General features: G+C 69.3%; 9 protein-coding genes and 1 rRNA gene. 5 read left to right on the top strand and 5 right to left on the bottom strand.

The genetic code is table 11. From position 1 onward, the window contains the following. Positions 1-404: 404 nt before the first annotated feature. Positions 405-1,595, bottom strand: coding sequence for a lipid-transfer protein (locus OHS59_RS36745; protein WP_328497644.1), 1,191 nt, complete (start codon positions 1,593-1,595; stop codon positions 405-407). Further along, complete coding sequence (locus OHS59_RS36750) at positions 1,592-2,038, bottom strand: Zn-ribbon domain-containing OB-fold protein (protein WP_328497645.1); 447 nt, start codon at positions 2,036-2,038, stop codon at positions 1,592-1,594. Before OHS59_RS36750 ends, OHS59_RS36745 begins: the two co-directional genes overlap by 4 nt. 286 nt (positions 2,039-2,324) lie before the next feature. Here OHS59_RS36750 and OHS59_RS36755 point away from each other — a divergent pair, with 286 nt between their 5' ends. After that, a complete protein-coding gene (locus OHS59_RS36755; protein ID WP_328497646.1) occupies positions 2,325-3,134 on the top strand; it encodes a M15 family metallopeptidase in 810 nt (269 codons plus the stop codon). A gap of 90 nt (positions 3,135-3,224) precedes the next feature. Continuing rightward, positions 3,225-3,761 carry an NUDIX domain-containing protein gene (locus tag OHS59_RS36760; RefSeq protein ID WP_328497647.1) on the top strand — a complete coding sequence of 179 codons (537 nt, stop codon included), beginning with the start codon at positions 3,225-3,227 and terminating at the stop codon, positions 3,759-3,761. Positions 3,762-3,791: 30 nt separating this feature from the next. Here the strand turns inward: OHS59_RS36760 and OHS59_RS36765 are convergent, their stop codons facing one another. Then, on the bottom strand, positions 3,792-6,155 hold the full coding sequence (locus OHS59_RS36765) for a glycoside hydrolase family 31 protein (RefSeq protein WP_328497648.1): 2,364 nt from the start codon (positions 6,153-6,155) through the stop codon (positions 3,792-3,794). 213 nt (positions 6,156-6,368) lie between these two features. On the opposite strand from OHS59_RS36765, the gene OHS59_RS36770 reads away from it, so the two are divergent. Both OHS59_RS36770 and OHS59_RS36775 read left to right on the top strand, forming a co-directional pair. Continuing rightward, entirely contained in the window at positions 6,369-8,336 is a 1,968-nt protein-coding gene (locus OHS59_RS36770; RefSeq protein WP_328497649.1) for an acetoacetate--CoA ligase, read from the top strand. A gap of 76 nt (positions 8,337-8,412) precedes the next feature. Beyond that, positions 8,413-9,309, top strand: a complete 897-nt coding sequence (locus OHS59_RS36775) for a hypothetical protein (RefSeq protein WP_328497650.1) — start codon at positions 8,413-8,415, stop codon at positions 9,307-9,309. Between the two features lie 76 nt (positions 9,310-9,385). Here the strand turns inward: OHS59_RS36775 and ptsP are convergent, their stop codons facing one another. Together ptsP and OHS59_RS36785 are read right to left on the bottom strand one after the other, a co-directional pair. After that, positions 9,386-11,056 carry a phosphoenolpyruvate--protein phosphotransferase gene (gene ptsP, locus OHS59_RS36780; RefSeq protein WP_328497651.1) on the bottom strand — a complete coding sequence of 557 codons (1,671 nt, stop codon included), beginning with the start codon at positions 11,054-11,056 and terminating at the stop codon, positions 9,386-9,388. A 78-nt stretch (positions 11,057-11,134) separates the two neighbouring features. Then, on the bottom strand, positions 11,135-11,584 hold the full coding sequence (locus OHS59_RS36785; RefSeq protein ID WP_328497652.1) for a PTS sugar transporter subunit IIA: 450 nt from the start codon (positions 11,582-11,584) through the stop codon (positions 11,135-11,137). 584 nt (positions 11,585-12,168) lie between these two features. Between OHS59_RS36785 and OHS59_RS36790 the strand changes: the two genes are divergently transcribed. Then, positions 12,169-13,696, top strand: a 16S ribosomal RNA gene (locus OHS59_RS36790). Positions 13,697-13,740 lie beyond the last annotated feature (44 nt).

Here is a 13,740-nt window from a genome sequence, read left to right on the forward strand (position 1 = left end):
GGCAGGGAGGTCCCGCACCCCGCCCGGCGTCCGTGACGAGCGTGCCGTAGCAGTCGAATCGCCCGTGGGGGATGGCCCGTTGGCGCGGACGGGAGCCCACGCGGCGCAGTGCCTGAATACGCCAGAATGCGGCGACGCCGACTGACACCGGAAGTGTTCACCGGCGCTGTGGGAGCGTCAAGGTCGCGGGCGAGAACGGTTCGCGCCCACGTCCTCGGCCGACCGACAGCAGTCGGAAGTCCCGCCGGGCGCAGGCCTGTTGCCCGTCTGACCGCCGCGCCCGTCGCCCTGCGGGCCTCACGCACGGCTGCCCGGCGGCCTGCCTCCCGGCCCCCGCCGGCCTCGGCGCCGCTCCGGAACCGCGCCGGCCCGTGCGGCCCGGCAGCCCCGCACGGCCCGCCGCCTCATCTGACGGCGATCACGGCCGATCCGTGCCCGAACAGCCCCTGGTTCGCGCAGACTCCGACCCGGGCGCCCGCGACCTGCCGGTCGCCCGCCGCGCCCCGCAGCTGCCATGTGAGCTCGCAGACCTGGGCGATCGCCTGTGCGGGAACGGCCTCTCCGAAGGAGGAGAGCCCGCCGCTGACATTGACGGGTATGCGTCCGCCCAGGGCCGTGGCGCCCTCCGCGAGCAGCTTGGCGCCCTCGCCCTCGCCGCACAGCCCCAGGTCCTCGTACCACTGCAGTTCCAGGGCCGTGGACAGGTCGTAGACCTCGGCGAGCGAGAGGTCCTCCGGGCCGATCCCCGCCTCCTCGTACGCGGCCCGCGCGATCGACGCGCGGAACGTCTCGGCCGCGGGCTCCACAGCGACCGCCGAGTCCGTCGCGATGTCCGGCAGGTCCAGCACGGTGTTGGGATAGCGGGGCGTCACCGTGGACACCGCGCGGATCCGCACCGGGTCCGCCGCCCCGTGCCGACGCGCGAACTCCATGCTGGACAGCACCAGCGCCGCCGCGCCGTCCGAGGTGGCGCAGATGTCGAGCAGCCGGAGCGGATCGGCGACCACGGCCGACGCGGCGACCTCCTCGGCGGTGACCCGCTTGCGGTAGCGGGCGTTCGGATTGAGCGCCCCCATGGCCGCGTTCTTCACCTTGACCTGGGCGAAGTCCTCCAGGGTGTCCCCGTGGACCGCCATCCGCCGCCGCGCGTACAGCCCGAAGTACGTCGGATTAGTCGCCCCCAGGACGCGGAACCGCAGCCAGTCCGGATCGTCGGGCCGGTCCCCGCCCGCGGGCCGGAAGAACCCCTTCGGGGCCGCGTCCGCACCCACCACGAGCACCACCTCCGCGAGACCCGAAAGGATCTGCGCCCGCGCCGTGTCGACGGCCTGCGCCCCCGACGCGCACGCGGCGTACACGCTCGCCACCCGGGCCCCCTGCCAGCCGAGCGCCTTGGCGAACGTCGTCCCCGCCACGTATCCCGGATAGCCGCCACGCACCGTGTCCGCGCCGACGATCGAGTCGACCTGACGCCAGTCGAGGCCCGCGTCGGAGAGCGCCTCGCGCGCCGCCACCGTCCCGTACTCGACGAATCCCCGGCCCCACTTGCCCCACGGGTGCATGCCCGCGCCGAGCACCGCCACCTCACCCGTCATGCCGTCACCCCCGTCGGCCGCCAGTGCCAGGTCGTCCAGGTCGTCTCCGCGTCCTCGTTCAGCACGCCCGGGACGACCTCCACCTCCATGCCCACCGTCAGATCGGCGACGGCGACCCCGGGAACCGTCTGTCCGAGCACCACCAGGCGTTCGGATTCCAGCTCCACCGCGATCAACGCGTAGGGCTCCCATTCGAGTTCCCGTTCGGACACGTACGGTGACGGCGGCCGGTACCGGCTGTCCGTGTAGGACCAGACGCGGCCCCGCTTCGACAGCGGCACTTCGACGAGTTCCCCGCCGGAGCAACCCGGATTGCGGCAGAAGGCGTCCTCCCGGGGGAAGAACACGGACGCGCAGGCCGAGCAGCGCGTGCCGAGGAGCCGGAAGTCGTCTCCCTCGCCGGCGAACCAGCCGGTGACGACGGGTGTACGAGTGCGCGACAAGGTTCCTCCACGGCGCTGTATCTGACGGAACGTCAGAAGTCTGTCACGGGCCACGCCGATTGGGCAGTGCGTCGGAGTGGCCCGTCCGGAGGCGCGGAGAACCGCCGGGGCCTCCCGTGCGTCCGACTATCGGTAGGGACGACCGGGGCCCACGGGGGTGGTTCCGGCCGTCCCTCACCCGCAGTGACGGGAACGGCCCCTCGGGGCCCGGCCCGGTCGGCCGATCGGGCGCGGACTGTATCCGATCACTTCCCTCGGGGAACCCGCGCCTGATAGACGCATGGTCATGACCCGACTCACCACAGCGGTACGCGGTCTCGTCACCGCACTCGCCGCCCTGCTCGCCGTCAGCGCCGCCTCCGCCACCGCGACGGCGACATCCGAGCCGAAGGCCCCCGAGGACTTCGTGGCCCTGCGTTCCGTAGACCGCACGATCATCCAGGAGATCCGCTACTTCACCCCGCACAACTTCGTGGGCGAGCGCGTCGACGGCTACCGGGAGCCGCTGTGCATCCTCACCAGGCCCGCCGCCGAGGCCCTCCACAGGGCTCAGCAGCAACTGCTGCCCCAGGGCTACTCCCTGAAGGTGTACGACTGCTACCGGCCCCAGCGCGCCGTCGACCACTTCGTCCGCTGGGCCGAGGACCTCGACGACCAGACCATGAAGGACGAGTTCTACCCGGACGTCGACAAGACCCGTCTGTTCGAGGACGGTTACATCGCCGAGAAGTCCGGCCACAGCCGGGGCTCCACGACGGACCTCACGCTCGTGAAGCTCCCGGCGGCCCCGACCCGCCCGTACGTCCCCGGAGAGCCCCTCGTGCCCTGCTTCGCACCCCAGGCCGAGCGTTTCCCGGACAACTCCGTCGACATGGGCACGGGCTACGACTGCTTCGACACCCTGTCGCACACGCTCGACCCGCGCGTCCAGGGCCCGCAGCGCGCCAACAGGCTCCTCCTGAAGGACACCCTGGAAGGCCTCGGCTTCGTGAACCTGGCCGAGGAGTGGTGGCACTTCACCTACAAGCCCGAGGCCTATCCCGACACCTACTTCGACTTCCCGGTGTCGGCCAAATCCCTCATCAGGTCCCACTGAGGGGGCACCGAGGAGGTACTGAGCAGGCGCCGAGGCAGTACTGAGGCGGCCAGCCACAACAACATTGTGATCATCGGATACAGTCCGGGCGTGTCTCCATCCCAGATCCCGTCCGCCAACTCCGCGCCGGGCACCCACTGTTCGAGCTGCGGCGCGCCCTACGGAGAAGGCGTCTCCGGCTGGCCGCGTACCTGCGCCTCCTGCGGCGACATGGCCTACCGCAACCCGTTGCCGGTCGCGGTGGCCCTGCAGCCCGTGTACGACACCAAGGGCGCGGCCCTGGTCGTCATCACCCGAACCATCGCCCCCGCGCGCGGGGGAGTCGCTCTGCCCGGCGGGTTCATCGACCACAGGGAGGACTGGCGGCAGGCCGTCGTCCGTGAGCTCAAGGAGGAGACGGGAATCGTCGCGGCCAGCCGCGACGTACGCCTCGTCGACGCGCTGAGCTCACCCGACGGGCACCTGCTGCTCTTCGGCGCCCTCCCGGAGCGCCCCGCCGACGACCTGCCGCCGTCCGTCCCGACGGACGAGACCGAGGGCTACCACCTGCTGCGCAGATCGACCGAACTCGCCTTTCCGCTGCACACCATGGCGGCCCGGGCCTGGTTCGAGGGCCGCTACATCTGAGAGCCCCGTCGGGCCTTCTCAAGCCGGCCGTCAGCTCAACAGCCCACGCACCCGTACGGGAAGGGACGGCTCCTCCGGGCCGTCCTCCCCCTCCCGCTCCACGACCACACGTTTCCCCAGCCTGCGCGTCACATAGCGCTCGATCTCCGGCTCGTCCCAGCCGTCCCCGGCGTCGACGACCACCAGCCCGCCCCCGGTCCGTCCGCGGGCGGGCGCCCACACCTCCAGCTCCAGAGAGCCGTCGTCACCACGTACGGGCAGTACGGCCCCCGCGCGGACCAGTACCGGAATCCGTGACAGAGGGGCGTCGACCAGCACCTGGGCGGGCCCCTCGTACACCTCCTCGGTCACCACGTCGTACCAGCGGCCCCGCGGCACCCGCACGGCACGCCGCTCCGTCCCCGGAGTCAGCACCGGAGCCACCAGGAGACAGTCGCCGAGCAGGAAGGCGTCCTCGCAGTCGCGCAACGCCCGGTCCTCCGGGACGCCCCACCACAGCGGCCGTACGTACGGCGCACCCGTACGCCGTGCCAGATGCGCCAGCGTCATGAAGTACGGCAGCAGCCGCCGCCGCCCGACGAGCGCCACGCGCGCGTGCTCCAGCACCTCGTCACCGAACTCCCAGGGCTCCCTGCGCCCGGCCCGCGGGCCCGCGTGCGTACGGAACAGCGGCAGGTACGCGCCCAGCTGGAACCACCGGAGATACAGCTCGGGGGAGGGGCTCCCGTCGAAGCCGCCCACGTCGGGCCCCGAGTACGGCACGCCGCACAGCCCCAGCCCCAGCACCAGGGACAGCGACGCCCGCAGCCCGGGCCAGCCCGTGGCCACCTCCCCGGACCAGACCCCTCCGTAGCGCTGCGTTCCCGCCCACCCGGAGCGCGAGAACAGGAACGGCCGCTCCCGGGGCGCCAGTTCGCTCAGCCCCTCGTGGGCCGCCCGCGCCATGGCGAGCGCGTACACGTTGTGCGCCTCGCGATGGTCGCCGCCGCGCCCCTCCAGATCGTGCCGCGCCGAACGGGGCAGCGTGGACTCGCCGAAGGCGGTGAAGGACACGGGCTCGTTCAGGTCGTGCCAGAAGCCGGCGAACCCCTGGGAGAGCCGCTCCTCGTAGAGCCCGCCCCACCACCGGCGCGTACGCGCGCGCGTGAAGTCCGGATAGACCGCCTCGCCCGGCCGGACCACACCGCGCACCACCTCCCCGGCGGAGTCCCGAACGAAGGCGTCCTCGTCGCTCCCGCCGTCGTACACGGGATTCCCCGGCTCGGCCTTGACCGCCGGATCCACGATCGACACCAGCCGGATCCCGTCCCGGCGCAGCTCCTCCGCCAGCACCGGCAGCTTCGGAAAGCGGTCCCGGTCGACCGTGAACACCCGCTGCGCGTCGAAATGGTCGATACCCAGGTGTACGGCGTCCAGCGGCAGCCCACGCTCGTGGTAGCCGCCCACGATCCGCCGCACCTCCTGCTCGCTCCCGAAGCCCGACCGCGCGTGATGGTGCCCCAGGGCCCAGGCCGGCGGCAGCGCGGCGGCCCCGGTCAGCGACGCCCAGGTGTGCAGCACACGCGCGGGAGTGCCCACCATCACCCAGCAGCGCAGCGGACCACCGTCCATGCGCAGATCGCTCGCCCCGGCCCGGTCGTGCCCGGACCCGGCACCCTCCTCGCCCTCGCGCAGGGTCACGGTGCCGTCCCAGGAACTGTCGTGGAACACCAGGTGCGTGGCGGCGTCGGCCACCACCATCTGCACCGGCATGGTGAGATACAGCGGATCGTCACCTGAACCGAAGGCACGCCCGGGATCGGTGTTCCACAGCCGGTACGTCCCGTCGCGCAACCGGGGCCCCGAAGCACGCCCCCCGAGGCCGAAGAAGCGCGCGTCCGCCGCCACTTCCGACCGCTGCATCCAACGGGCCCCGCCACCACCGGCCGGCTCCCACCACCGCGGCGGCAGCTCGCGCCGCAGGCTCACCCCGCCCGGCGTGCACACCTCCACGGCGCCGAGCCGGGACACGACCACCGTCATCCGCTCCGCCACCACCCGCCAGGCACCGTCCTTGTCCGGCTCCAGCACGGCTCGCGGGTCGGGCTCGGGAGCGGCACCCGCGAGCGCGTACGAGGGCTCGGGGCCCGCGCCGTCCCAGCCCCAGAAGACCGCTCCATTGGCCGTGACGGTGATCCGCAGCTCCGACCGGGTGAACCGGATGACACCTCCACCGGGCGCCGGTTCCGCGGACAGCACCGGCCCGGGGACCCTCGCGCGTTCGGCCCCCCGCGCGGGCAGCCCCGAGGCGTCGATACGCCTCCTGCGCCACGCGGCCCGCACGGCGAGCAAGCCCTGAGCCGCCCCCGCCGAACCGACTGCTTTCACCGAACGCACCAGGTCACGACCGTTCATGCTGCTCAGCCTGCCACCCGAATGGCCCCCTGAGTGCTCCGTTCAGCTTCCGTTCACCCACGGCGGGACCACATGTTCACGAGCCGGACTATGTGGGGCCAACCCTGGTGTCAAAGTCGATCACATGGCATCGTCCGTCTCAGCCGCGTGACGCGCACACCCCAGTTCGTGCGCGGTACACGCACACGACGCGCGCAGTCCGGGAGCCGACCCATGACCTCATCGAACCCCTCGCCGCTCTGGCAGCCCGACCGGGAACGCGTCGCCCAGGCGCAGATCACCCGATTCCAGGCGTGGGCGGCCGAGCACCACGGAGCCCCGGCCGAGGGCGGATACGCCGATCTGCACCGGTGGTCCGTGGACGAACTGGACACGTTCTGGAAAGCCGTCACGGAATTCTTCGACGTACGGTTCTCCACCCCCTACGCGCGCGTGCTGGGCGACCGCTCGATGCCCGGAGCCCGGTGGTTCCCCGGAGCCACCCTCAACTACGCGGAACACGCACTGCGAGCGGCCGACACCCGAGCGGACGAACCGGCCCTCCTGTACGTCGACGAGACCCACGAACCCCGCCCCGTCAGCTGGTCCGAACTACGCCGACAGGTCGGCTCCCTGGCCGCCGAACTGCGTGCCCTCGGCGTACGCCCCGGAGACCGCGTCAGCGGATACCTCCCGAACGTCCCCCAGGCCGTGGTCGCCCTCCTCGCCACCGCCGCCGTCGGCGGAGTGTGGACGTCCTGCGCCCCGGACTTCGGCGCGCGCAGCGTCCTCGACCGCTTCCAGCAGATCGAGCCCGTCGTCCTCTTCGCCGTCGACGGCTACCGCTACGGAGGCAAGGAGCACGACCGCCGGGACACCGTCGCCGAACTGCGCCGCGAACTGCCCACGCTGCGCGCCGTCGTCCACGTCCCGCTCCTGGACACCGAGGCCCCCGAGGGCACCCTGGAATGGTCCGCCCTCACCTCGGCGGACGTGACACCCGTCTACGAAGAGGTGCCTTTCGACCACCCCCTCTGGGTCCTCTACTCCTCCGGCACGACCGGCCTGCCCAAGGCCATCGTCCAGTCCCAGGGCGGCATCCTCGTCGAACACCTCAAACAGCTCGGCCTGCACTGCGACCTGGGACCCGAGGACCGCTTCTTCTGGTACACGTCCACCGGCTGGATGATGTGGAACTTCCTCGTCTCCGGCCTCCTGACCGGCACCACGATCGTCCTGTACGACGGCAGCCCCGGCTATCCGGACACCGGCGCCCAGTGGCGCATCGCCGAACGCACCGGCGCCACCCTGTACGGCACCTCGGCGGCGTACGTCATGGCCTGCCGCAAGGCGGACGTCCACCCCTCCCGCGACTTCGACCTCTCCCGGATCAAGTGCGTCGCCACCACCGGTTCGCCCCTGCCGCCCGACGGATTCCGCTGGCTGCACGACGAGGTGCGCGACGACCTGTGGATCGCCTCCGTCAGCGGCGGCACCGACGTGTGCTCCTGCTTCGCGGGAGCCGTCCCCACCCTCCCCGTCCACATCGGCGAGCTCCAGGCCCCGGGCCTCGGCACCGACCTCCAGTCCTGGGACCCCAGCGGCAAACCCCTCATCGACGAGGTCGGCGAACTCGTCGTCACCAACCCCATGCCGTCCATGCCGATCCGTTTCTGGAACGACCCCGACGGCAGCCGCTACCACGACAGCTACTTCGACACGTATCCCGGAGCGTGGCGCCACGGCGACTGGATCACCGTCACCTCACGCGGCTCCGTCGTCATCCACGGCCGGTCGGACTCCACCCTCAACCGCCAGGGCGTACGCATGGGGTCGGCCGACATCTACGAAGCGGTGGAGCGCCTCCCGGAGATCCGCGAATCCCTCGTCATCGGCGTCGAACAACCCGACGGCGGCTACTGGATGCCGCTCTTCGTCCACCTCGCCCCGGGAGCCGAACTCGACGACGCGCTCCTCGCCCGCATCAAGCGGACCATCCGGGAACAGCTCTCACCCCGCCACATCCCCGACGAGGTCATCGAAGTCCCCGGCATCCCCCACACCCTGACCGGCAAGCGCATCGAGGTCCCGGTCAAACGCCTCCTCCAGGGCACGCCCCTCGACAAGGCGGTCAACCCCGGCTCCGTCGACAACCTCGACCTGCTCCACTTCTACGAGCGACTGGCCCGCGACCGCGCCTGACCACCCCGCGCAGAGGCCGTTGTCAGTGCCGCCGGTTACGGTGAGTGAGCATTGATCACTGCGCACAGGGGGAAAGATGGCGCACACCCAGCACCAGACCATGCGACGCGTCCTGCGCCGCGAAATCGCCGGAACCATCGGTCTGCTGACCGACGAGCAGGACTTCACGGCGATGCGGCGCCGCTACCGCACCTTCGCCTTCGACGACCACGCGAGCTATCTCCGGCAGGTGGAGACCCTCCTCAGGACACTCGCGTCCGAGGGCGGCCACACCACGGTGGCGCTCTTCGACCCCGAGGAGTACGCGGAGTTCTGCGCCGAGCACGGACTCGACCCCGACACCGCGTCCAGCCGCACCCGCTTCACGGCGGATCTCGCCGCGACCGGCGCGACCGTCCCCTACCAGGGCCAGGACCTCGACGCCCTCGTCCCCGACCTCATCGACGAAGCGGTCCGCCGGGCCACCTGGGAGTACGCGACCACGCTCCTGGCCCGGATCGGCAGTTGCGCCTCCTGCGGCGAGGACATCGGCCGAGCGGCCTTCCTACGAGCCTCGGATCTGCTCATCCGCATCCTCCAGGCCTCCGGCCCCGGAGAGCGGCACCTCGTGTGCAGCGTCTCCACCGAGCCCGAGGCACTCGTGTCGGTCCTGCGCACCGACGACGACCAGCACGGAACACCGCAGCTGGACGAGACCGAGGCCCTCGAATTCACCACCGTGCTCGCCCTCGGCATCGCCACCCGGAGCGCAGGCGGACTCGTCATGCGCACCAGCACGCCCGGCACGACCGACCGGGTCTACGGCTGGCGCCTGCGGGGCGAGGGACTGGAACCCCTCACCGCCGGAGAAGTCTTCGACGCCTACTGCACGGACGTCGAATCCGGAGACCTCGTCTCCCCGGAGTCGGGCGTCGACTACTGCGCACCACCGGACCTGGGCGACGACGGGCCCACGACCGCGCACACGCACTGAACAGCCGCACTGCGCACACGCACCGAACGCACGAGGGGCGCCCCACCCTTCGGTGGAGCGCCCCTCGATGCTCGGACTACTCGCCGGACAGCACCGCCTGAGCCGCAGTGCGCGCCTCCTCGGCGCTGTCGCAGGCACGCGCGGCCGCCGCGGCCCGCTCGCACTGCGCCAGCGTGTACTTGGCCAACGTCGCGCGGACGTAGGGAATCGACGCCGCACCCATGGAGAGGGAGGTGACACCCAGACCGGTCAGCACACAGGCGAGCAGCGGGTCCGAAGCGGCCTCGCCACAGACGCCACAGCTCTTGCCCTCGGCCGCGGCCGCGTCGGCGGACATCGCGACCAGGTCGAGCAGCGCGGGCTGCCACGGATCCTGGAGCCGGGACACGGCGCCCACCTGACGGTCGGCGGCGAAGGTGTACTGCGCGAGGTCGTTGGTCCCCAGCGAAAGGAACTCGACCTCCTGCAGGATCGAGCGCGCCCGCAGGGAAGCCGACGGAATCTCGACCATGGCGCCGAACTTCGCCCGCAGGCCCGCCGCACGGCACGCGTCGGCGAACGCCTTGGCGTCCGCACGGTCGGCGACCATCGGCGCCATGACCTCAAGGTGGACGGGCAGTCCCTCGGAAGCCTTCGACAGCGCCGTCAGCTGCGTACGCAGCACGTCGGGGTGGTCGAGCAACGACCGCAAACCGCGCACGCCGAGCGCCGGGTTCGGCTCGTCGGCGGGCGTCAGGAAGTCGAGGGGTTTGTCGGCGCCCGCGTCGAGCACGCGCACCACGACCCGCCCCTCGGGGAAGGCTTCGAGCACCTTGCGGTACGCCTCGACCTGCTTCTCCTCGGACGGCGCGTTCTTGCTGTCGTCGAGGAAGAGGAACTCGGTGCGGAACAGACCCACGCCTTCGGCGCCCGCCTCGATCGCCGCCGGCACGTCCGCGGGGCCGCCGATGTTGACCAGCAGCGGAACCTTGTGTCCGTCGGAGGTGGCGCCGGGCCCGGTCGACCCGGCGAGCGCCGCCTTGCGCGCAGCCGCAGCGGCCTCCATCTCGGCCTTCTTCTCCGCACTCGGGTTCACGAAGATCTCACCGGTGCTGCCGTCCACGGCGACCATCGTGCCCTCGGCCAGCTCACCGGCTCCCGGCAGTGCCACCACGGCGGGCACTCCGAGCGCCCGCGCCAGGATCGCGCTGTGGCTCGTCGGCCCGCCCTCCTCGGTGACGAAACCGAGGACCAGCGTGGGGTCCAGCAGCGCCGTGTCGGCGGGCGCGAGGTCCCGAGCGATAAGGACGTACGGCTCGTCACTGTCGGGAACTCCCGGCATCGGAACACCGAGCAGTCGGGCGACGATACGGTTCCGCACGTCGTCGAGGTCCGCCACACGGCCCGCGAGGTACTCACCGGCATTCGCCAGGAGCGCGCGGTACGAGGCGAACGCGTCGTACACCCCGCGCTCCGCCGTACTTCCGACGGCGATACGCCGTTCCACGTCGGCCATGAGCTCCGGGTCCTGGGCCATCATGGCCTGGGCCTCAAGAACGGCCTGGGCCTCGCCGCCCGCCAGATTGCCGCGCGCCATCAGGTCGGCGGCCACGGCTTCCACGGCCTGGCGGGCGCGACCCTGTTCGCGCTCCGCGTCCTCCACCGGTATCTGCTTGGCAGGCGGCTCAAGCACCGCCGTTCCCATGTGCCGAACTTCGCCGATCGCCACACCGTGGCTCACGCCGACGCCTCGCAGCGTTGTCTCCATGTCACCCGTCTCCGATAGAGCGGCGGGCCGTGCCGCCGTGATGTCGTGCTGTGCCTGCCGTCGTCGACGGCGATGAGGTCAGTGCCAGCTGAAGAGAGCGTCGCCAGCCTTCACGTCGCCGTCAACGCTGACGTCGGAGAGAGACTCGGCGGTGGCTTCGAGCGCCACGATGGGACAGATGGGGGACTTGCCGGCCGCTTCGACGGCGGCAGGGTCCCACCGCACCACGGCCTGTCCACGCTGAACCGTGTCGCCCTTGTTGACGAGCAGCTCGAAACCCTCGCCATTGAGCTGAACGGTGTCGATACCGAGGTGCGTCAGCACTCCGTGACCCTCGTCGTCGACCACGACGAAGGCGTGCGGATGAAGGGAGACGACGACACCGTCGATGGGTGCAAAGGCCTCCGAAGCCTCCCGCACGGGGTCGATCGCGGTACCGGGGCCGACCATGGCCCCGGAGAAGACCGGGTCCGGTACAGCGGTGAGTCCGATGGTGCGTCCTGCAAGAGGGGACGTCACGATGGTCATGGGAAGCCTCCCGGGGGGCGGGGATTCAGATGGGCCGTCACTGCCTGTCCCGGACGGCGCACTGTTGAGCAGCGTAAGTCATAAGAAGTGACGGTTCCGCGCCAGAGGACCCGGTTGGCGGTCGTAGTGCACAGCGCAAACGATTTGCGCCCGCTCCGGAGCCCCGTGTACTGTCGTACTCCTGCTTGAGGCCGAGTGATGCGAGTGTGCTTCTGTGCCTGGCAGCACCCAACTTGTCAGATCCTATCTCGGGGTCTGGTTCTGCATGTCCGCAGAATCGGTGGTCAGAGAGACGGAAATTCACTGATAGAGTTTGGGAACACGAAGGGAAGCGCCCGGAGGAAAGCCCGAGAGGGTGAGTACAAAGGAAGCGTCCGTTCCTTGAGAACTCAACAGCGTGCCAAAAATCAACGCCAGATATGTTGATACCCCGTCTCCGGCCGTTCGGTCGGGACGAGGTTCCTTTGAAAAAGTCCTGCCGGGCGTAAGCACGGTAGGCGCATCAGCGAGGACGCTGTGAACGGCCTTCCTTATTCCGGTTGGTCGTTCCGCTCTCATGATGTGATCCCGATTACGGGAAAACATTCACGGAGAGTTTGATCCTGGCTCAGGACGAACGCTGGCGGCGTGCTTAACACATGCAAGTCGAACGATGAAGCCCTTCGGGGTGGATTAGTGGCGAACGGGTGAGTAACACGTGGGCAATCTGCCCTTCACTCTGGGACAAGCCCTGGAAACGGGGTCTAATACCGGATGATACTTCCACTCGCATGGGTGGGGGTTGAAAGCTCCGGCGGTGAAGGATGAGCCCGCGGCCTATCAGCTTGTTGGTGAGGTAGAAGCTCACCAAGGCGACGACGGGTAGCCGGCCTGAGAGGGCGACCGGTCACACTGGGACTGAGACACGGCCCAGACTCCTACGGGAGGCAGCAGTGGGGAATATTGCACAATGGGCGAAAGCCTGATGCAGCGACGCCGCGTGAGGGATGACGGCCTTCGGGTTGTAAACCTCTTTCAGCAGGGAAGAAGCGAAAGTGACGGTACCTGCAGAAGAAGCGCCGGCTAACTACGTGCCAGCAGCCGCGGTAATACGTAGGGCGCAAGCGTTGTCCGGAATTATTGGGCGTAAAGAGCTCGTAGGCGGTCTGTCGCGTCGGATGTGAAAGCCCGGGGCTTAACCCCGGGTCTGCATTCGATACGGGCAGACTAGAGTGTGGTAGGGGAGATCGGAATTCCTGGTGTAGCGGTGAAATGCGCAGATATCAGGAGGAACACCGGTGGCGAAGGCGGATCTCTGGGCCATTACTGACGCTGAGGAGCGAAAGCGTGGGGAGCGAACAGGATTAGATACCCTGGTAGTCCACGCCGTAAACGGTGGGAACTAGGTGTTGGCGACATTCCACGTCGTCGGTGCCGCAGCTAACGCATTAAGTTCCCCGCCTGGGGAGTACGGCCGCAAGGCTAAAACTCAAAGGAATTGACGGGGGCCCGCACAAGCAGCGGAGCATGTGGCTTAATTCGACGCAACGCGAAGAACCTTACCAAGGCTTGACATCGCCCGGAAAGCCGTAGAGATACGGCCCCCCTTGTGGTCGGGTGACAGGTGGTGCATGGCTGTCGTCAGCTCGTGTCGTGAGATGTTGGGTTAAGTCCCGCAACGAGCGCAACCCTTGTTCTGTGTTGCCAGCATGCCCTTCGGGGTGATGGGGACTCACAGGAGACTGCCGGGGTCAACTCGGAGGAAGGTGGGGACGACGTCAAGTCATCATGCCCCTTATGTCTTGGGCTGCACACGTGCTACAATGGCAGGTACAATGAGCTGCGATACCGCAAGGTGGAGCGAATCTCAAAAAGCCTGTCTCAGTTCGGATTGGGGTCTGCAACTCGACCCCATGAAGTCGGAGTTGCTAGTAATCGCAGATCAGCATTGCTGCGGTGAATACGTTCCCGGGCCTTGTACACACCGCCCGTCACGTCACGAAAGTCGGTAACACCCGAAGCCGGTGGCCCAACCCCCTTGTGGGGAGGGAGCTGTCGAAGGTGGGACTGGCGATTGGGACGAAGTCGTAACAAGGTAGCCGTACCGGAAGGTGCGGCTGGATCACCTCCTTTCTAAGGAGCATTTCTTACCAGGAACCTTCGGGAACCTGGTCAGA

The organism is Streptomyces sp. NBC_00414, from assembly GCF_036038375.1.
GTDB lineage: Bacteria > Actinomycetota > Actinomycetes > Streptomycetales > Streptomycetaceae > Streptomyces.